Below are 18,100 nucleotides of genomic sequence, written 5' to 3' on the forward strand. Positions count from 1 at the left end.
GCCCCTCGCCGTCATCGCGAGCGCAGCGAGGTGACCCAGGGGAGCGCAGCCTCGAAAGGTGGGGCGCCGCCCTGGATTGCTTCGCTCCGCTCGCAAAGACGGGGATGCCAATGGCTTCAACCGAAAACGGCATCATGCCCCGACCGGGCCGGCATGCCCCCCCTCCAGGTAGGCGGCCTGGACGTTCGGATCGTCGAGCAGCGCCCGACCCGTCCCGCTCATCGTGACCCGCCCGTTGACCAGCACGTAGCCGCGATGGGCGAGCTTGAGGGCGTGGTAGGCGTTCTGCTCGACGAGGAAGATCGTCATGCCGTCGGTCCGGTTCAGCTCCCGGATCGCGTCGAAGATGCCCTTCACCACGAGCGGCGCGAGGCCGAGCGACGGCTCGTCGAGCAGCAGCAGCCGCGGGCGGCTCATCAGCGCCCGGGCGATGGCCAGCATCTGCTGCTCGCCGCCCGACATGGTGCCGGCGCGCTGGTTGAGGCGCTCCTTCACCCGCGGGAACAGGGTGCAGACCTTCTCCAGATCCTCGGCGAAGAAGCGCCCGTCATGGAGCGCGGCGCCCATCTGGAGGTTCTCGTAGACGGTCATGCGCGGGAAGACCCGGCGCCCCTCCGGCGACTGGGCGATGCCGAGCCGGGCGATCGCGTGGGTCGGCATCCGGGTGATGTCGCGGCCGTCGTAGGTGATCGTCCCCGAGCGCGCCTGGGGGCTGCCGAAGATCGTCATCATCAGGGTCGACTTGCCGGCGCCGTTGGCGCCGATCAGCGTGACGATCTCGCCCTCGGCCACGTCGAGGTCGACCCCGCGCAGGGCCGCGACGCTGCCGTAATAGGTCGAGACGTCGCGCACCGCGAGGAGCGGCGGCTTCCGTCCCGCCTGGATCGCCCGCGTCTCCTCGACGAGGACGTTGATGCCGGCGACGCTCATGCCGACGCTCCCGTGTGCGCCGCGTCCCCGTGCGGCACGGTGATCCCGACCTCGGCCTCCACGGCCTCGACCTCCTCGTCCTCGACGCCGAGATAGGCGGCGATCACCTTCGGGTCGGCCCGCACATCGGCGGGGGAGCCGTCGGCGATCTTCACGCCGTAATCGAGCACGACCACGTGGTCGGAGATCTCCATCACCACCGACATGTCGTGCTCGATCAGCAGCACCGAGGTGTCGTGCTCGTCGCGGATGTGGCGCAGGAGGCCGTTCAGCTCGGCCGATTCCCGCGGGTTGAGGCCGGCCGCCGGCTCGTCGAGGCAGAGCAGCACCGGGTCGGTGCACATCGCCCGGGCGATCTCCAGGCGCCGCTGCGCGCCGTAGGGCAGGGCGCCCGCCGGATCATCCGCCCGCTTCATCAGGTCGATGCGCTCGAGCCAGGCCTTGGCCCGCTCGATCGCCGCGGCCTGCGCGTCCCGGTAGGTCTTGAGGCCGAGCAGCCCGAGGATCGTGTAGCCCGAGGCCCGCATCAGCGGCGCGTGCTGGGCGACGAGCAGGTTCTCCAGAACGGTCATGCCCTGGAACAGGCGGATGTTCTGGAAGGTGCGGGCAACCCGCGCGGTGCGGTTCACCTTGTGGTTCGGAAGCCGCTCCAGCAGGTGCGCCGTGCCGTCGGCGTGGGCCAGCGTCAGCATGCCCTCGGTGGGCTTGTAGAAGCCGGTGATGCAGTTGAACACCGTGGTCTTGCCGGCCCCGTTCGGGCCGATCAGCGCGGTGATGTCGCCGCGGCGCGCCTCGAAGGACAGGTCGGAGACGGCGGTGAGGCCGCCGAACCGCATGGTCAAGTGCTCGACCGTGAGCACCGGCGGAGGGAGGGGGGACGTCGCCATCAGCCGTGCCCCTCGCTGACATGGGCGCCCGAGACCGCGCGCCGCTGGCCGAGCGACACGGACGGCATCCGCTCCGAGATCAGGCCGCGCGGCCGCCAGACCATCATGGCGACCATGGCGAGCCCGAACAGCAGCAGCCGGTACTCGCTCGGGTCGAAGCCCTCGCCGAACACGGCCTTCAGGAACCCGAGGTTGCGCAGCATCTCTGGCCCGCCGACCATCGCCACCGCGGCGATCGCGACGCCAACCTGGCTGCCCATGCCGCCGAGGACGACGATCGCCAGGATGATGGCGCTCTCCAGGAAGTTGAAGCTCTCCGGGCTGATGAAGCCCTGGCGCACGGCGAAGAACGAGCCGGCGAAGCCCCCGAAGGCCGCGCCCAGCGCGAAGGCCGTGAGCTTCGTGGCGGTGGTGTCGATGCCGAGCGAGCGGCAGGCGATCTCGTCCTCGCGCAGGGCCTCCCAGGCCCGCCCGATCGGCAGGCGGCGCAGGCGCAGGGTGACGAAGTTGGTGATCAGGGCCAGCCCGAGGATCAGGTAGTACAGGAAGATCAGCCGGTGCATCGAGTCGTACGGGATGCCGAAGGTGGCGGCGAACCCGCCCTCGCCCGCCGTGAACGGGATGCCGAAGAAGGTCGCCCGCGGGATCGACGAGATGCCGGCCCCGCCGCCGGTGACGTCGGTCCAGTTGATCAGGACCAGGCGGATGATCTCGCCGAAGGCCAGGGTGACGATGGCGAGGTAGTCGCCGCGCAGGCGCAGCACCGGGAAGCCGAGGATCATGCCCCACAGGCCGGCGAACAGGCCCGCCAGCGGCAGGCAGACCCAGAACGACAGGCCGAAGGTCGTCGACAGCAGCGCGTAGGAATAGGCCCCGACCGCGTAGAAGGCGACGTAGCCGAGGTCGAGCAGGCCCGCGAGGCCGACCACGATGTTCAGGCCCCAGCCGAGCATGACGTAGGTCAGGATCAGGATGCCGAGGTCGATCCAGTAGCGGGCCGAGGACAGGCCGCCGGTCGCCAGCGCGGAGATCATCGGCAGGGTCAGCGCGACGAAGATGAACAGCCAGAGACCGACCTTCGAGGTCTTCTGCCCGGCATCGGGCTCGCCGTGCACCGCCTCGGTGGCCTGGGCCGGGGAGGGGGTCAGCGCCCGCCGCGCGTCGCGGCGCAGCAGCACGAGGCGCTGGACGAGGCGCAGCACGAAGATCGCCGCGCAGAGCGCCGCCACCAGCCCCCAGCGCGGCACGAGCACCAGCTCGCTCCCAGGCCCGGGATCGGTCCGGTAGGCGATGATCGGGACGCAGAGGCCGAAGGTGACGAGGGCATAGAAGGCGGCGTCGCGCAGGATGCCGGCCATCGCGGAGCCGGGGAGAGCGTTCTGCGAGGCGGCCATCAGACTTTCTCGACCTCGGGCCGGCCCAGGATGCCCGACGGCATGAAGATCAGCACGATCGCCAGGATCGAGAAGGCGGCGACGTCCTTGTACTCGATGGAGAAATAGGCCGACCAGAAGGTCTCGATCAGGCCTATGATCAGGCCGCCGAGCACGGCGCCGGGCAGCGAGCCGATGCCGCCGAGCACCGCCGCCGTGAACGCCTTCACGCCGGGCACGAACCCGTCCGAGAAGGACACGACGCCGTAGTACATGAGGTAGAGGACGCCCGCGACGGCCGCGAGCGCGGCGCCGAGCACGAAGGTCAGCGAGATCGTGCGGTCCACGTCGATGCCGAGCAGCGCCGCCATCTTGCGGTCCTGCTCGCAGGCGCGCTGCGCCCGGCCGAAGGGCGTGCGCTGCACGAGGTACCAGAAGCCGGTGAGCAGCACGGCGGTCACCGCCATGATCAGCACCTGCTTCCAGGCCAGGAACACCGCGTAGCCGTCGCGCTCGAACAGCGTGATGCCGCCCGACAGCATCGGCGGGGTCGGCTTGTTGCGCGCGCCCTGCACGACCTGCACGAAGTTCGACAGGAAGATCGAGACGCCGATCGCCGAGATCAGCGGCGCGAGGCGGAACGAGCCGCGCAGCGGCCGGTAGGCCACCCGCTCGATCGCCCAGCCCCACAGGGCGGTCAGCACCATGGCGACCACCAGCACCACCAGGAAAGCCAGCGCGATGGAGCTGACCCCGAGCCAGACCGTCAGCAGCAGGAAGGTGATGAGCGCGATGAAGCAGGAGACCATGAAGACGTCGCCGTGGGCGAAGTTCACCATGCCGATGATGCCGAACACCATCGTGTAGCCGATCGCGATCAGGCCGTAGATCGAGCCGAGCGTCAGCCCGTTGATGAGCTGCTGTACGAAGACGTCCATGAACTCTCGCGCGCAGGTTGCTTGGGCCGCCTACGGAGAGCGCAGGCAGCTTGGCGGGGCAAGTCTCGTACCGCAGCCGTAGCACACCGGCCACCGGTTTCATCGCCGCCCGAGCGTCGCGTGAAAACAGTCGACCACGCCAGTAACGCCCCCTGGCCGGGCTTGCGTGTGGCGCAGTTCCTGCGACACGTTAACGAATTGCAATGCTCGATCATCCCGGGCCCAGGCGAGGAGCAGTACCGATGGCAGGGTCGCGACTCACGACGATGATCTTCATCGGCATGCTCCTCGGCATCGCCGTGGGCTACGCCTGCAGCATCACCTGGCCCGATCCGCAGACCGCCAAGGAGATCGCCGGCTACATCGCGCTGGTCTCCGACGTGTTCCTCCGCCTGATCAAGATGATCATCGCGCCGCTGGTCTTCTCCACGCTGGTCGTCGGCATCGCCCATCTCGGGGATACCGCCTCCGTCGGCCGGGTCGGCGGCAAGGCGCTGCTCTGGTTCGTCGGCGCCTCGTTCTGCTCTCTGATGCTCGGCCTCATCATGGTCAACCTGATGCAGCCCGGCCACAACCTGAACCTGCCGCTGCCCGATGCCGGGGCCGGCACCGGGCTCAAGGCGGCCTCGCTCTCGCTCAAGGAGTTCGTGACGCACCTCGTGCCGAAGAGCGCTGTCGAGGCGATGGCCAACAACGAGATCCTGCAGATTGTGGTCTTCTCGATCTTCTTCGGCGTGGGCCTCGCCGCCCTCGGCGAGAAGGGCCGCCTGCTCGCGCAGGGCATCGAGGGCATCGCCGACGTCATGCTCAAGGTGACGGGCTACGTGATGATGTTCGCCCCCGTGGCGGTGTTCGCCGCCATCGCGGCGACGATCACCACGCAGGGCATCGGCGTGCTCGTGACCTACGGCAAGTTCCTCGTGGAGTTCTACATCAGCCTCGGCGTGCTCTGGACGCTGCTGATGGGCGTCGGCTTCCTGCTGCTCGGGGGCGGCGGCATCATGCGCCTGTTCAACCTGATCAAGGAGCCCTTCGTGCTGGCCTTCTCGACGGCGTCGAGCGAGGCCGCCTACCCCAAGATGCTCTCGAACCTGGAGAAGTTCGGGGTGCCGAACCGGATCACCTCGTTCGTGCTGCCGATGGGCTACTCGTTCAATCTCGACGGCTCGATGATGTACTGCACCTTCGCGGTGATGTTCATCGCGCAGGCCTACAACATCCCGCTGAGCTGGGGCCAGCAGCTCACGATGCTGCTCCTGCTGATGGTGACCTCGAAGGGCATGGCCGGCGTGCCGCGCGCCTCGCTGGTGGTGATCTCGGCGACGCTGTCGCACTTCAACATCCCGGAGGCCGGGCTGCTGCTGATCATCGGGATCGACCAGTTCCTCGACATGGGCCGGTCGGCCACCAACGTGCTCGGCAACAGCGTCGCCACCGTGGCGGTCGCCAAGTGGGAGGGCCAGCTCAGCACCACCGACCAGCGCCTCGACCATGTCGGCACGGTGGCCTCGCCCGCGGAGTAGGGGCCGGTCCGGGGAAATCTGCGCGCGCCGCGATGGCGGGCGCAGGACGGCCGCTCTCATGAGCGCTCTCACGGGTGCCCTGAATCGCGGCGTGGCTTGTTCGGTGCCCTTCGGAGGCGGAGTGATGACGATGCGGCTCGTCGCGGTTCTGGCGCTGGCGCTGGCGGCGACGCCCGCCTCCGCCGTCGAGGTGCTCACCGGGACACTCAGGAGCGTCGCCGAGCGCGGAGAGATCGTCCTCGGCTACCGGGAGAGCTCGGTGCCGTTCTCCTTCGTGGAGGGCAAGCAGTCGGACGGGAGCCCCCGACCGATCGGCTACGCCATCGACCTCTGCAACGAGATCGCCGACGACGTCCAGGCGGCGATCGGCCGGCCGGTGAAGATCCGCTACGAGCCGGTCACCGCCGAGACGCGCATCGCGGCGGTGACCGCCGGCAAGATCGACCTCGAATGCGGCTCGACCACCGCCAATGCCGAGCGCCGCAAGCAGGTCGCGTTCTCGCCCGTGGACTACATCAGCGCGACGCAGCTGCTGGTGAAGCGCGGATCGGGCATCGCCTCCTACCGGGATCTCGGCGGGAAGATCGTGGTGGTCACGGCCGGCACCACCAACGAGAAGGCCGTGCGCGACCAGTTCGTCCGCCTGAAGATCGACGCGCAGGTGGTGACGGCGCCCGACCACGCCGCCTCCTACGCGATGGTCAAGGCCGGCAAGGCCGACGCCTTCGCCACCGACGACGTGCTGCTCTACGGGCTGATCGCCACGGACGCGAAGGACGGGGCGAACTACACGGTGCTGCCCGACAAGCTCTCCTACGAGCCCTACGGCATCATGTTCCGCAAGGACGATCCGGAACTCGCCGGCCTCGTGCAGCAGACCTTCACGCGGCTCGCCGAGTCGCGGGCGCTGCGCTGGACCTACGAGCGCTGGTTCCTCAAGCGCCTGCCCAACGGCGAACGCCTGGACATCCCGATGTCGAACGACCTGCGGGTCAGCTTCCAGCTGATGGGTCTCGACGGGGGCGAGTGACCGGCGCGGGGACAGGCGCGACGACCGGACGGCGCCTCGCTTTCGCCCAACCGGCACGCGAGGAAGACGCGACCTGATCGCTTCCCTCCCGCCGCGAGCGTGCCACCGTCCATGCTGATCGCCGCGCCCTGCCCGAAACCGCTCGCCCTGGCGCTGGCCGCCGCCCTCGGCTGCGCCGCCTCGGCGGCCTCCGCCCACCCGCACGTCTGGGTGACCGCCAAGGCGCAGCTCGTCTACGCGGACGGCAAGCTCGTCGGCGTCCGCGACACGTGGAGCTTCGATCCCGAGTATACGGCCTTCGTCACGCAGGGCCTCGATACCAACAAGGACGGCAAGCTCAGCCCGGAGGAGCTCGCCGGGCTCGCCGCCGAGAACACCGCCAACCTCGCCGAGTTCGGCTACTTCACGAAGCTGAAGGTCGGCGGCAAGGAGCAGGCCTTCGGCGATCCGAAGGAGCCGGCGGCGCACATGGACGACCGGGCGCTGGTCATGACCTTCCTGCTGCCCCTGAAGACCCCGGTCCAGCAGGGGCGGGGGGTCGCCGCGCTGGAGGTCTACGACCCGACCTACTTCGTCGCCTTCTCGTTCGCCGAGGGCGCGGACGCCGCCACCCTCGCGGGTGCGCCCCAGGGCTGCGCCGCCACGGTCACCCGGCCGAAGACCGAGCAGCCGAAGACGGCCGATGCCGGGTCGCCGGGCATGACCGAGGCCTTCTTCGAGGCGCTCACCGCCGCCTCGACCTACGGGGTGCAGTTCGCCAGCCGGGTTCTCGTGGCATGTCCGTAGGCATCGGGATCGTCGCCCCCGCCGGGGCGGGACGGCTGGGGCTGAGGCTCGGCCTCATGGCCGCGGCCATCGCGCTGGCCGCGCTGCTCGCGGCCGCGATCGCGTGGCTGGTCGCGCCCGGCCTCGCCGCGCCGCCGCCGCGCTCGCCCTTCGGGATCGGCTTCCGCGAGGCCGCGCCGGCCGCCACGGGTCTCGGCGGCGTCATCCTGGCGCTGCAGGCGAGCTTCTCCCGCAGCCTCAACGCCGCGGTGAGCGCGCTGCGGGGCGGCGGCAGCTGGACCCCGCTGATCGGCCTCGCCTTCGCGTACGGCGTGTTCCACGCCGCCGGCCCGGGCCACGGCAAGGCGGTGATCGCCGGCTACATCCTGGCGGGGGAGCGGGCGCTCCGGCGCGGCGCCGCGCTGAGCGTCTGCGCCGCGCTGCTCCAGGCCTGCGTGGCCGGGGCGATCGTCGGCCTCGGCACGCTGGTCCTCAACGCCACGGCGGCGAGCATCACCCGGGCCGGCACCCTGATCGAGACCGTGAGCTTCGCCCTCGTCGCCCTGATCGGGCTGGTCCTGACGTGGCGCAAGGCCGGTCGCCTCGCCAATCTCGGCGCGGGCTGCGGCCCGGGCTGCAGCCACCTGCCGGAACCGCAGGCCCTCGACACTCTCGACACGTGGCGCGAGCGGGCCGGGGTGGTGCTGGCGGCCGGGACACGCCCCTGCGCCGGCGCCGTGCTGGTCCTCGTCTTCGCGGTGTCGCAGGGCGTGCCCGGCGCGGGCGTGCTGGCGGTCCTGGCGATGGCGCTCGGCACCGCGCTGACCACGACGGCCCTGGCCTGCCTCGCGGTCTTCGCCAAGCGGATGGCGCTGCGCCTCGCGGGCGGACGGGGACAGGCCGGACTCCTGGCGCTCGGTGGCCTCGAACTCGTCGCCGCCGCCTTCGTGCTGGTCCTGGGCGCCGCGATGCTCTCGGGCCTCGCCCCGGGCCTCGGCGGCTGAAGGGCCTCGCCTTCCGGGGCGCGGCGTGCCACGCTGCGCGACCGAGACGGAGCGCGCGCCGATGCATCCCGACTTCGCGACGATCCTGAACTGGCGTCTGCTCGCCGGATCGCATCCCTTCCCCGGGCCAGACGGTGGGACCTGCATCAACGAGGCCGCGATGGTGGCCGCGGGCCTGCCCTACCGGGCGATCCGCTCCAGCGCGGACTGCCCACCCTGCTTCTCGCGGCCGGCCGCCGCCTACGCCCTCGGGCTCAACGACGCCATGCCGGACGAGGTGCGGCCGCAGCTGATGGCCTTCGTCCTGCGTCTGTCGGGCAGCGCCGACACGGCGGAGATCGAGGCCGCCCGCACCCGGCAGCTGGCGCTGGAGAGCGTCCGCCGCATCCTGGCGCCGCTCTGCGCGGTCGCCGGGATGGTCGAGGACGCGGAAGCCTGCTCCGGCGCGCCGGACTGGCCCGCGGCCCTGGCAGCGGCCCGCGCGGCCGCGTGGCGGGGCGGGGCGCGCGCGCAGGCGGCGGCCCAGGCGCGGCGCTGGCGGGAAGGCGCGCTGACCGCGGCGGTGTCCCGCTCTGCGACGGCGGCGGAACGCGCCGGCGAGGACGCGCGCTGCGCCGCCGAGGTGGCCGAGGGGGCGGCGCCGTTCCTGACCGGAACCTGGGCCGAGGCCTGCACGATCCTCGCGGAGACCCTCGCCATCGGCCGGCAGGCGCCGGAGATCGCCGTCGCCGGCGCCCGGCAGCGCATGGACGCGGCGCGCGCCCGGGTGCCGGGCTGATCAGGCCGCCGCGGGCGCGGCGTCGAGATCGAAGTCGATGGTGCCGCAATTCTCCAGGAACGTGCCGGTGAGGTGGTAGAAGAACGTGCCGTGGCCGACCACCGCGATGGTGGTCTCCGGGCGGGCCCGCAGCCAGTCGCGGAACGCCGCGACCCGGGCATCGAACAGGGGGCGCGGCTCCACCGGGTAGCCGCCGACCTCGCAGCCCGGCTCCGCGTGCCACCAGACCTCGGGCAGGTGCCCGACATCGAGGTGGGGGAAGTCCGCGGCGATCTCCGAGGCGACCCGGCCGACATCGCAGCTGCTCTCCTGGCACTCGCGGTGGAGCACCTCGACGAGCACCCGCGGCTGCCGGGGATGCTCGCCGAACAGGATCGCCGCGGTCTCGATGGCGCGGGTCAGGGGCGAGACCACCACGAGGTCGAAGGGGATCGGCCGCAGCCGCTCCCGCGCGGCCCGGGCCTGGGCCTGGCCCAGCTCGGTCAGGCGGGCGTCGGGCAGGCCGGGATCGCCGCCCCCGTGCCGGTGGGCGGCGTTGAAGGTCGACTGCCCGTGGCGGATGCAGACGATGCGGGTCTTGTCCTGCATGGATCTCGAAGACGTTCCGGAGAGGGAATGGCGGACCGGACCGCTCACGCGAAGCGGCCGCCGCGCTGGATGACCTCGATCTTGTAGCCGTCCGGGTCGGTGGCGAAGAAGAACCGCGCGAGCACGTCGTCCCCGTGCTTGAGGGTCTTGACGTCGGTGGCCGTGAAGCCCTCGCGCCGGTGCCGGGCGTGCTCGGCCTCCACGTCGTCGACCACGAAGGCGATGTGCCCGTAGCCGTCGCCGAGATCGTAGGGCTTGTCGCGGCCCTTGTTCACCGTGAGCTCCAGCTCGAACGGCGAGTCCGGATCCCGCATGTAGACGAGGGTGAAGTCCGGGAAGTCGAACCGGCCGGACACCGCGAGACCAAAGGCACGGGCATAGTAGTCGCGCGCGCGCTCTTCCTCGAGGACGCGGATCATGGCGTGGACGGGCTTGGACATGCGCGCGGAGTTCCGTGGGCACGCCGGCGGCGTGCAGCGCCCACTATGTGGCGCGATCCGCAGCCGCGAAAAGGCCGGTGGCGCGGCGCCGGGGTCGCGCCCCGGGACGTCGCCCACGAGCTGTCGAAGAACCCGGCCCGTGTAGACCGATCCCATATTGCATATCCTGGATCAATATCTGTTCTTTAAATCGTTCCAAGGAGTGTATTGGAGTCAATATATGAGGAGCCATGCTGATATAAGATATCGCAAAAGGCTCGGACACACAAAATCAAACCGCAAAATGATATTTGTCATTGACACAATCGCGCTTCCAACGCTTTATCGCAATCGACGACCAAAGTGAATCCCATGAGATCATGAGGCCGATCATCGATCGAGCGAAGGGATTTCAAGACAGTGATACGTCTATCCAATATCAATATACTTCCAAAAATTGCTGCCGTCATCGCGCTGATAAGCGTGATTGTCGGCGGATGTATCTGGTACGCTCAGGCGCGGATGACGGTCATCGACGACCGCTACAGCGAGTTCCTCGCCCGCGAGGCGACGGCGGTGGCGGAGGCACGCAGGCTGAACCGCCTGGTGATCGAGTTGAATTACTGGGTCTACCGGATCATCGCGGAGACCGATCAGGGCCAGATGCAGGCCGCCAACAGCGGCTTCGAGGCCGCGCTGCCCGCGGTGAGGGCGCTCCTTCCGAGCCTCCGATCGCACGCGCCGACCTTCGCCGCGCGCATCGATGAGCAGGCCGCGCGGATCGAGCGCTATCTCAGGGACGTGAGCGAGGTCCGCCGGCTGGGCACCGCCAATCAGAACGAGCAAGCCATCGCGCTGATCCACACGGCGATCGACCCGACGTTCTCCGGCTTGCTGACCGACGGCAACCGGATGGCCGAGGACATCGATACGTACATGCAGAAGGGCTCGGGCGACCTGACCGATCAGACCAACGAGACCCGCCAGACGCTGATGATCGTCAGCGGTCTCGGCATGCTGGCGGGGCTGCTGGCGGCAGTGTTCATCGCCACGGTCGGGATCACGCGGCCGCTCGACCGGCTGGTCAAGGTCCTGCAGCGGATGGCGCAGGGCGAGGTCGAGGCCGAGATCACCGAGGCCGCCCGAAGGGACGAGGTGGGGGCCGTCGGCAAGGCCGTCGAGGGCATCAAGGTCATGGTCACCCGCAAGGCCGCCGAGGAAGCCGAGATGAAGCGCCGCGCCGACGAGGCGGCGGTGGCCGCGCGCAGGCGGACCATGGTGGAACTCGCGGACGGGTTCGAGCGGGCAGTGGGCAGCATCGTCGGGATGGTCTCGTCCTCGGCTACCGAGTTGCAGGCCACGGCGCAGACCATGACGTCGAGCGCGACCGAGACGGCCAGCCAGTCCACAACGGTGGCGGCCGCCGCCGAGCAGGCCTCCGCCAACGTCCAGACCGTGGCGGCCGCCGCCGAGGAGCTGGGCACCTCCGTGCAGGAGATCGGCCGGCAGGTCCTCGGCTCGGCCAACCTCGCGCAGGCGGCGGTCGGCGAGGCGGACGAGACCCAGCACCTCGTTCAGGCGCTCAGCCAGGCGGCGACGCGCATCGGCGATATGGTCGGGCTCATCGCGAACATCGCCGGCCAGACCAACCTGCTGGCGCTGAACGCCACGATCGAGGCGGCGCGGGCCGGCGAGGCCGGCCGCGGATTCGCGGTCGTCGCCGCCGAGGTCAAGGAGCTCGCTGGCCAGACCGCCCGGGCCACCGAGGAGATCAGCCAGCAGATCGGCCAGATCCAGGGTGTGACCGGCCAGGCGGTCTCGGCCATCGACACGATCGCCGCCCGGATCCGCGAGATCGACGCGGTCGCCACCACCATCGCGGCGGCGGTCGAGGAGCAGGGCGCGGCCACGCAGGAGATCGTCCGCAACGTCTCGCAGGCGGCGGCCGGCACCGACGAGGTGACGAGCAACATCTCCGGAGTGGCGCGGGCCTCGGAAGAGACCGGAGCCGCGGCAGCCCAGGTTCTGGGAGCGGCCGGCGAGCTGTCGCGCCAGTCCGAGCATCTGGGCGTCGAGGTCGCACGCTTCCTCGGGTCGGTCCGGGCGGCCTGAGGCCGATCAGCCGCCGACCCGCAGGACCTGCGTCCGGGTGCCGGCCTGCGCGAAGGCGTCCGGGTCGGCGCCGGTCATCCAGACCTGCCCCGGGAGGGCCTCGAGGGCCTCGAACAGGCCGGCCCGGCGGCGGGGATCGAGGTGGGCCGCCACCTCGTCCAGGAGGATCAGCGGGGCGATGCCGCTCATGGCCCGCACCAGCCGCGCGTGGGCGAGGACGAGGCCGATGAGCAGCGCCTTCTGCTCGCCCGTGGACGCCGTCCCGGCCGGCACGTCCTTCGGGCCGTGGCGGACCACGAGGTCGCTGCTCTGCGGCCCGATCAGCGTGCGGCCGGCGGCCCGGTCCCGATTGCGGCCGTTGCGGAGCGCCATGCGGTAGCGGTCCTCGGCCTCGAGGGCCGGCCAGACAGCGACCAGATCGTCGAGGTCGCCCTCGAGGCGGATGGCCGCCCAGGGGAAGGGCTGCGCGTCGTCCCGGGTCTCGGCGATCAGCCGGTCGAGGCGCTCGGCGGTCTCGCGCCGGGCGAGCGCCACGGCGACGCCGAGCTCCGCGACCTCCCGCTCCACCGCGTCGAGCCAGCGGTCGTCGTCGGGCCGCTCCTCCAGCAGGCGGTTGCGCGAGCGCAGGGCCCGCTCCAGCGCGGAGACCCGGGCGCCGTGGGCGGCGTCGACCGCCAGCACGAGACGGTCGAGGAACCGTCGCCGGTCTCCGGCCGCCCCGCGGAACAGGCCGTCGAGGTCGGGGGTCAGCCAGACGACCCGCAGGAACTCGCTGAACGCCACCGGCGAGGCCGCGGTGGCGCCGTCAATCCGGCACAGCCGGCTCGCGCGCCCGTCGGGACCCGGCGGCTCGAGCCCGGTGCCGAGCCGGTGCTCGGCGCCGTCGCGGTCGAGGGTGAGCGAGACCGCGAATCCCCCCGGGCCGCCGCTGCGCGCCATGGCGGCGAACTCCGCCCGGCGCAGGCCCCGGCCCGGCACGAACAGCGAGAGCGCCTCGAGCAGGTTGGTCTTGCCCGCGCCGTTCTCCCCGACCAGCGCGACGAAGCGGGCCTCGGGCGTCAGTTCGAGGTCCGCGTGGTTGCGGAAATCGCGGGCGATCAGGCGGGTGACGCGCAGGCTCGACCCGTCGAGCTCGTCCCGCGGATCGCGGATGTCGCTCATCGGTGAACCGAGGGGTGAATCGAGGGGCCGAGACGCGCCGCGCTCAACCGTCCCTTGCTGTCTGACATCCCATCCAACCACCTCGCCCCGAGGCGCCCGCGTCAGCGGGCCGCGCGGGCGGGCTCCAGAAACCACATCGCCGTCCGGGGACCTCCCGCGCGGCCCCCGCTGCGCTCCGGCACCTCGGGACGAGGGCGGGACCGGGATCCGCGCGGCCGCCTCACACCCGCATCGGCATCAGCACGTACAGCGCCGGCGCGCCCTCGCGGTCCTGGATCAGGGTCGGCGAGCCGGGATCCGCGAGCTTGAACAGGGCGGTGTCGCCCTCGAGCTGCGCGGTGATGTCGAGGAGGTAGCGGGCGTTGAAGCCGATATCGAGGCCGGCCGCCTCGTAATCGACGTCGAGTTCCTCGGTGGCACTACCGGAATCCGGGTTGTTCACCGAGAGCGCGAGGCGCCCTTCGGCGAGCCCGAGCTTCACCGCGCGCCCGCGCTCCGACGAGATCGTCGAGACCCGGTCCACGGCCTTCGCGAAGGCGTCGCGCTCGACGGTCAGCCGCTTGTCGTTGTTGGCCGGGATCACGCGCTGGTAATCCGGGAAGGTGCCGTCGATCAGCTTGGAGATCAGTGTCAGGCCGCCGGCGAAGCGCAGGCGGATCTTCGCGGGCGACAGGTCGACCGAGACGGTCTCGCCGCCGTCGTCGAGGAGCTTCTGAATCTCGGCGACCGCCTTGCGGGGCACGATCACGCCCGGCATGCCGACGCTGCCCTGCGGGGCCGGGATCTCGACGCGGGCGAGCCGGTGGCCGTCCGTCGCCACCGCCCGCATCGCCGGGCCGTTCTCGGTCTCCAGCGTGTGCAGGTAGATGCCGTTCAGGTAGTAGCGGGTCTCCTCGGTGGAGATCGCGAACTGGGTCTTCTCGATCAGCCGCTTCAGGTCGGCGGCGGCGATCTCGAAGCCGTGCGGCATCTCGCCGGCGGCGAGGTCCGGGAAGTCGCCCTCCGGCAGGGCGCCCAGGGCGAAGCGCGAGCGTCCGGACCGGATCGTCATCTGGCCGGACTCGCCGCCGGTCTCCAGGGAGACCTGCGCGCCGTCGGGGAGCTTGCGCACGATGTCGTAGATCACGTGCGCCGGCACGGTTGTGGCGCCCGCATCCGCCACGTCCGCCGGCACGCTCTCGGTCACCTCGATGTCGAGATCCGTCGCCCGGAGCTGGAGACCCGACCCTTCCGCGCGCAGGAGCACGTTCGACAGGATCGGGATCGTGTTGCGGCGCTCGACGACCCGGTGCACGTGGCCGAGCGACCTGAGCAGGGCCGCGCGCTCGACAGTGACTCTCATCGCAATACTCAAGTGATAGGGACGGCGCCGCGGCCGGCGACCGTCGCGGAATATGGCCGTTCAGCTTGGCGAAGGGGACAGGGGAACGCAAGGCCGCCGTCGGTGCACCGCACAGCGACCTCCGCGTCCAGGGCGGATGCCCATGTCCGGAGCGGGGTATCGGCCCCCGGCGGCCCGTGCGAAAGCGCCGCGACCGACCCGGATCCCCCCATCCCGATCATGCTGCAGACCATCGACCCCGCGGGCAACACCGCAGACCCCTCGCAGGCCGCCCCGAGCGCTCCCCCGAGTGCTCGGCGGATCCTCGCCGCGAGCTTCGTCGGGACGGCGATCGAGTTCTTCGACTTCTACATCTACGCCACCGCCACCGCCCTGGTGATCGGCCCGGTCTTCTTCCCCGCCGGCGCGCCCGGCGTGCAGCAGCTCAGCGCCTTCGCGACCTTCGCCATCGCGTTCATCGCGCGGCCCGTCGGCGCGGCCCTGTTCGGGCATTTCGGCGACCGGGTCGGCCGCAAGGCGACGCTGGTGGCGTCGCTGCTGATCATGGGCATCTCCACGGTGCTGATCGGCTGCCTGCCGACCTACGCGTCGGTCGGCTGGTGGGCGCCGGCGGCGCTGTGCATCCTGCGCTGCGGGCAGGGGATCGGGTTCGGCGGCGAGTGGGGCGGCGCGGCGCTGCTGGCGGTCGAGAACGCGCCGCCGGGCCGGCGCGCGTGGTACGGCATCTTCCCGCAACTCGGGGCGCCGGTCGGCTTCGTCCTGGCCAATCTCGGCTTCCTCGCCCTCAGCTTCGGCCTGACGCCCGAGAGCTTCCAGGCCTGGGGCTGGCGCCTGCCGTTCCTGGCCTCGGCGGCGCTCGTCGGCGTCGGGCTCTACGTGCGCCTGAAGCTCACCGAGACGCCGGCCTTCAAGGCGGCGCTCAGCCAGGCGCGACCGGAGCGCGTGCCCTTCGCCACCATGCTGACCCAGCACGGCCACGCCGTCCTGGTCGGCACCTTCGCGATGGTGGCGGTCTACGCGGTGTTCTACCTCTCGACCGTCTTCGCCCTGGGCTACGGCACCGGCACCCTCGGCTACAGCCGGCCGACCTTCCTGCTTTTCGAGTGCATCGCGGTCTGCTTCATGGCGCTGGGCACCGTCGTGTCGGGGGCCGCGGCCGACCGCTTCGGCCGCCGGCCTGTGCTGCTCTCCGGCATGGCTGTGACGTTCCTGCTGGGCTTCCTCATGGGGCCGATGCTGGGCCACGCCGCCGGCACCGGCACCTGGCCGCCGGTCCTCGGCTTCCTGTGCCTCAGCCTCCTGACGATGGGGTGGGTGTTCGGACCGATGGGCGCCGTCCTGCCTGAGCTGTTCCCGACGCGGGTGCGCTACACGGGCGCCTCGGTGACCTACAACCTCGCGGGGATCCTCGGGGCGTCGGGCGCGCCCTACATCGCGCAGCAGCTCGCGGCCTACGGCGGCATCGGCTTCGTCGGGTTCTACCTGGCGGGGGCCGCGATCCTCAGCTTCCTCGCCGTGCTGGCCATGCCGGAGACCGCCGGCCGCTGACGGGACGGGCGGGCGCCGCCGGCCTCAGCGGCCGGCGCGATCCTGAGCCGCCGCCACGGTGGGCTCGAAGCGCCCGAGGAAGCGGGTCCGCTCCCACAGCTCGATCGCGTGGCGCCCGACCATCGCCCGGGCGCGGCGGCGCGCCTGCGTGTCGTCCTCGGCCGACAGGATCTCGGCCGCGCGGACGCGGCCGGCCCGGTCGAGCCGGAAAGCGCTGTAAGCGCGGCTCCGGTGAGCCGTTCCAGCATCCAGCGCGAGCATAGCGACATCCTCCGCGCCGGAACGTCCCGGAAGATGGTTAACCTTCGGTAAATCGCGGTTCTCGCGATCGAGGACGCGGTCCCGACGCGCCCGCTCGGCGGGGGCGGAGTTCCTCAGCTCCGCTTGTCGAGTGGGCGACCGAGGAGGCGGGCGAACTCGGCCTCGATCTCCTCCACCGAGAACGGGTTGCCGGATCCCTTCGCGTCGGGCGTGGGCGCGGACGGCGTCGTCGTCGTCGGCGGCGGCGGGGCCGGCACGGGCGGAGGGGGTTCGACCTTGGGCATCGCCGACGGCGGCACGGGTTTAGCCGGAGGCGGAGGTGGCGGCGGGGCCTCGGGCTCGTCGACCGGGGCGGGGGCGGGCAAAGGTTCGACCGGGACGCTCGCCATCGCGGCGGCCAGCGGATCGACGCCCTCGGGCGCCGGCGGGGCGGGCGCGGGCTGCGGCGGCGGCGTCACGGCCGAGGACGAGCGCGACAGGGCGGCCTGGAGCTGCCGGGCCATGTCGGACAGGACCACCGGATCGACCGACTTGCGCTCGGAGGGCACCGCGAGGCTCGGGGCCAGACGGGCGGGTTCCGGCTCCGCCGGTGCCGGCTCGAGCTTGCGCTCGGAGGCCGGGTTGGGCCGCGGCTCGATCAGCGGCGGCGCGGTCCGGCTCAGGATCCGCCGCGGCGCGACCGGCTCGCGCGGCGGGGGCGCGGGCGGCTCCACCGCCGGCGGCGCGATCGGCGGCGACACCATCGGCGGCGACACCATCGGCTCGGGCGCGGGCGGCGCCGGGGGTTGAGGCGCGGGCGCCTGGGGCGGCGCGGCACTCAGAGGTGCGGTGATGTCCTGGCCGGGCTCGTCGCCGCCGAACAGCCCGGGATCGAGGGGCAGAGTCACGGGCGGAGCGGAGGCCGAGCGCGGCACCGGCGACGGCACCACCACCGGCATCGCGAAGCCCGGATCGAACAGCGGTTCGGCGCGCCGGCCACCGGATTCCGGCAGACCGCGGGGCGGCTCGGGCAGGCGGCCGCCCTGGACGAGGGGGTCCGGGAGCGGCTCGTCCAGCGGCTCCGGCGCCAGCTCCGGCCGGATCGCCGCCTCCGGCAGGGGCCGCTGGCCGCGCTGGATGTTGCGCTCGACCACCACGTCGTTGGGGCCGCCCACGAGGAGCAGGTGCTCGACATTGTCCCGGCGCAGCAGGATGAGTTGCCGGGCCCGGTCAAGCTCGTACACGTCGACGATCCCGAGGCGCGGCTGGCGCCCGCGGCTCCCGGACCGCCCCGGCAGGGCGAGGCTCCGGCCGGTGAGCCGGCGCACCGTGAACACGATCGCCGCGAGCGCCGTGAAGATGACGGCGAAGATCACGATATACTGGACGATGGGGGAGCCGTCAGAGCCGAACACGGATTGCAGCCATCGCAAGATTACGCACTCGCACGTTCCGACCGCCG

General features: G+C 71.5%; 17 protein-coding genes. 7 read left to right on the top strand and 10 right to left on the bottom strand.

Translation table 11 applies throughout. The features are described 5' to 3' along the window. Positions 1-132: 132 nt before the first annotated feature. Genes ACLBYB_RS19090 through ACLBYB_RS19105 form a run of 4 tightly spaced genes read right to left on the bottom strand, consistent with a single transcriptional unit; the run spans position 133 to position 4,128 of the window. Complete coding sequence (locus ACLBYB_RS19090; protein WP_447699689.1) at positions 133-930, bottom strand: ABC transporter ATP-binding protein; 798 nt, start codon at positions 928-930, stop codon at positions 133-135. After that, positions 927-1,817: an ABC transporter ATP-binding protein gene (locus ACLBYB_RS19095; protein WP_056533897.1), complete on the bottom strand. Its 891-nt coding sequence runs from the start codon at positions 1,815-1,817 to the stop codon at positions 927-929. The genes ACLBYB_RS19090 and ACLBYB_RS19095 overlap by 4 nt, the downstream gene beginning before the upstream one ends. Continuing rightward, positions 1,817-3,211, bottom strand: a complete 1,395-nt coding sequence (livM, locus tag ACLBYB_RS19100) for a high-affinity branched-chain amino acid ABC transporter permease LivM (protein ID WP_447699690.1) — start codon at positions 3,209-3,211, stop codon at positions 1,817-1,819. Before livM ends, ACLBYB_RS19095 begins: the two co-directional genes overlap by 1 nt. Next, a complete protein-coding gene (locus ACLBYB_RS19105) occupies positions 3,211-4,128 on the bottom strand; it encodes a branched-chain amino acid ABC transporter permease (RefSeq protein ID WP_020094234.1) in 918 nt (305 codons plus the stop codon). The genes livM and ACLBYB_RS19105 overlap by 1 nt, the downstream gene beginning before the upstream one ends. Positions 4,129-4,370: 242 nt before the next feature. Between ACLBYB_RS19105 and ACLBYB_RS19110 the strand changes: the two genes are divergently transcribed. The 5 genes from ACLBYB_RS19110 to ACLBYB_RS19130 all read left to right on the top strand — a co-directional run bounded on the left by ACLBYB_RS19110 (position 4,371) and on the right by ACLBYB_RS19130 (position 9,228). Continuing rightward, entirely contained in the window at positions 4,371-5,651 is a 1,281-nt protein-coding gene (locus ACLBYB_RS19110; protein ID WP_026605096.1) for a dicarboxylate/amino acid:cation symporter, read from the top strand. Positions 5,652-5,775: 124 nt separating this feature from the next. After that, complete coding sequence (locus ACLBYB_RS19115) at positions 5,776-6,681, top strand: amino acid ABC transporter substrate-binding protein (RefSeq protein ID WP_447699691.1); 906 nt, start codon at positions 5,776-5,778, stop codon at positions 6,679-6,681. A gap of 111 nt (positions 6,682-6,792) precedes the next feature. After that, positions 6,793-7,467, top strand: coding sequence for a DUF1007 family protein (locus ACLBYB_RS19120; RefSeq protein ID WP_091927041.1), 675 nt, complete (start codon positions 6,793-6,795; stop codon positions 7,465-7,467). Next, positions 7,458-8,450 (top strand): nickel/cobalt transporter, encoded by a 993-nt coding sequence (locus tag ACLBYB_RS19125; protein WP_100252447.1) that lies wholly within the window; start codon positions 7,458-7,460, stop codon positions 8,448-8,450. Before ACLBYB_RS19120 ends, ACLBYB_RS19125 begins: the two co-directional genes overlap by 10 nt. A 61-nt stretch (positions 8,451-8,511) precedes the next feature. Continuing rightward, on the top strand, positions 8,512-9,228 hold the full coding sequence (locus ACLBYB_RS19130; RefSeq protein WP_447699692.1) for a hypothetical protein: 717 nt from the start codon (positions 8,512-8,514) through the stop codon (positions 9,226-9,228). Here ACLBYB_RS19130 and ACLBYB_RS19135 read toward each other — a convergent pair whose 3' ends face one another. After that, complete coding sequence (locus ACLBYB_RS19135; RefSeq protein WP_447699693.1) at positions 9,229-9,816, bottom strand: histidine phosphatase family protein; 588 nt, start codon at positions 9,814-9,816, stop codon at positions 9,229-9,231. Positions 9,817-9,860: 44 nt separating this feature from the next. Next, the gene (locus ACLBYB_RS19140) at positions 9,861-10,256 is read right to left on the bottom strand and encodes a VOC family protein (RefSeq protein ID WP_020094241.1); all 396 of its coding nucleotides are present in this window, start codon (positions 10,254-10,256) and stop codon (positions 9,861-9,863) included. Positions 10,257-10,757: 501 nt separating this feature from the next. Between ACLBYB_RS19140 and ACLBYB_RS19145 the strand changes: the two genes are divergently transcribed. Beyond that, positions 10,758-12,347, top strand: a complete 1,590-nt coding sequence (locus ACLBYB_RS19145; protein WP_447699694.1) for a methyl-accepting chemotaxis protein — start codon at positions 10,758-10,760, stop codon at positions 12,345-12,347. Between the two features lie 6 nt (positions 12,348-12,353). Here ACLBYB_RS19145 and recF read toward each other — a convergent pair whose 3' ends face one another. Both recF and dnaN read right to left on the bottom strand, forming a co-directional pair. After that, positions 12,354-13,508 carry a DNA replication/repair protein RecF gene (gene recF, locus ACLBYB_RS19150; protein ID WP_091681201.1) on the bottom strand — a complete coding sequence of 385 codons (1,155 nt, stop codon included), beginning with the start codon at positions 13,506-13,508 and terminating at the stop codon, positions 12,354-12,356. Positions 13,509-13,728: 220 nt separating this feature from the next. Then, positions 13,729-14,850: a DNA polymerase III subunit beta gene (gene dnaN, locus ACLBYB_RS19155; RefSeq protein ID WP_100252450.1), complete on the bottom strand. Its 1,122-nt coding sequence runs from the start codon at positions 14,848-14,850 to the stop codon at positions 13,729-13,731. Between the two features lie 219 nt (positions 14,851-15,069). On the opposite strand from dnaN, the gene ACLBYB_RS19160 reads away from it, so the two are divergent. Continuing rightward, positions 15,070-16,398 carry an MFS transporter gene (locus ACLBYB_RS19160; protein ID WP_056533885.1) on the top strand — a complete coding sequence of 443 codons (1,329 nt, stop codon included), beginning with the start codon at positions 15,070-15,072 and terminating at the stop codon, positions 16,396-16,398. Positions 16,399-16,422: 24 nt separating this feature from the next. Here the strand turns inward: ACLBYB_RS19160 and ACLBYB_RS19165 are convergent, their stop codons facing one another. Both ACLBYB_RS19165 and ACLBYB_RS19170 read right to left on the bottom strand, forming a co-directional pair. Beyond that, positions 16,423-16,659, bottom strand: coding sequence for a hypothetical protein (locus tag ACLBYB_RS19165; RefSeq protein WP_447699695.1), 237 nt, complete (start codon positions 16,657-16,659; stop codon positions 16,423-16,425). A 113-nt stretch (positions 16,660-16,772) separates the two neighbouring features. Then, positions 16,773-18,053: a hypothetical protein gene (locus tag ACLBYB_RS19170; protein WP_447699696.1), complete on the bottom strand. Its 1,281-nt coding sequence runs from the start codon at positions 18,051-18,053 to the stop codon at positions 16,773-16,775. Positions 18,054-18,100: the final 47 nt, after the last annotated feature.

It is taken from the genome of Methylobacterium sp. D54C (assembly GCF_053345595.1).

Bases quoted from the DNA above. Each gene is read 5' to 3' on its own strand.
- ACLBYB_RS19095 (WP_056533897.1), bottom strand. From the start codon at position 1,817: ATGGCGACGTCCCCCCTCCCTCCGCCGGTGCTCACGGTCGAGCACTTG.
- ACLBYB_RS19140 (WP_020094241.1), bottom strand. From the start codon at position 10,256: ATGTCCAAGCCCGTCCACGCCATGATCCGCGTCCTCGAGGAAGAGCGC.
- livM (WP_447699690.1), bottom strand. From the start codon at position 3,211: ATGGCCGCCTCGCAGAACGCTCTCCCCGGCTCCGCGATGGCCGGCATC.
- ACLBYB_RS19110 (WP_026605096.1), top strand. From the start codon at position 4,371: ATGGCAGGGTCGCGACTCACGACGATGATCTTCATCGGCATGCTCCTC.
- ACLBYB_RS19160 (WP_056533885.1), top strand. From the start codon at position 15,070: ATGCTGCAGACCATCGACCCCGCGGGCAACACCGCAGACCCCTCGCAG.
- ACLBYB_RS19145 (WP_447699694.1), top strand. From the start codon at position 10,758: ATGACGGTCATCGACGACCGCTACAGCGAGTTCCTCGCCCGCGAGGCG.
- ACLBYB_RS19130 (WP_447699692.1), top strand. From the start codon at position 8,512: ATGCATCCCGACTTCGCGACGATCCTGAACTGGCGTCTGCTCGCCGGA.
- recF (WP_091681201.1), bottom strand. From the start codon at position 13,508: ATGAGCGACATCCGCGATCCGCGGGACGAGCTCGACGGGTCGAGCCTG.
- dnaN (WP_100252450.1), bottom strand. From the start codon at position 14,850: ATGAGAGTCACTGTCGAGCGCGCGGCCCTGCTCAGGTCGCTCGGCCAC.
- ACLBYB_RS19120 (WP_091927041.1), top strand. From the start codon at position 6,793: ATGCTGATCGCCGCGCCCTGCCCGAAACCGCTCGCCCTGGCGCTGGCC.
- ACLBYB_RS19115 (WP_447699691.1), top strand. From the start codon at position 5,776: ATGACGATGCGGCTCGTCGCGGTTCTGGCGCTGGCGCTGGCGGCGACG.
- ACLBYB_RS19135 (WP_447699693.1), bottom strand. From the start codon at position 9,816: ATGCAGGACAAGACCCGCATCGTCTGCATCCGCCACGGGCAGTCGACC.
- ACLBYB_RS19125 (WP_100252447.1), top strand. From the start codon at position 7,458: ATGTCCGTAGGCATCGGGATCGTCGCCCCCGCCGGGGCGGGACGGCTG.
- ACLBYB_RS19105 (WP_020094234.1), bottom strand. From the start codon at position 4,128: ATGGACGTCTTCGTACAGCAGCTCATCAACGGGCTGACGCTCGGCTCG.
- ACLBYB_RS19090 (WP_447699689.1), bottom strand. From the start codon at position 930: ATGAGCGTCGCCGGCATCAACGTCCTCGTCGAGGAGACGCGGGCGATC.
- ACLBYB_RS19165 (WP_447699695.1), bottom strand. From the start codon at position 16,659: ATGCTCGCGCTGGATGCTGGAACGGCTCACCGGAGCCGCGCTTACAGC.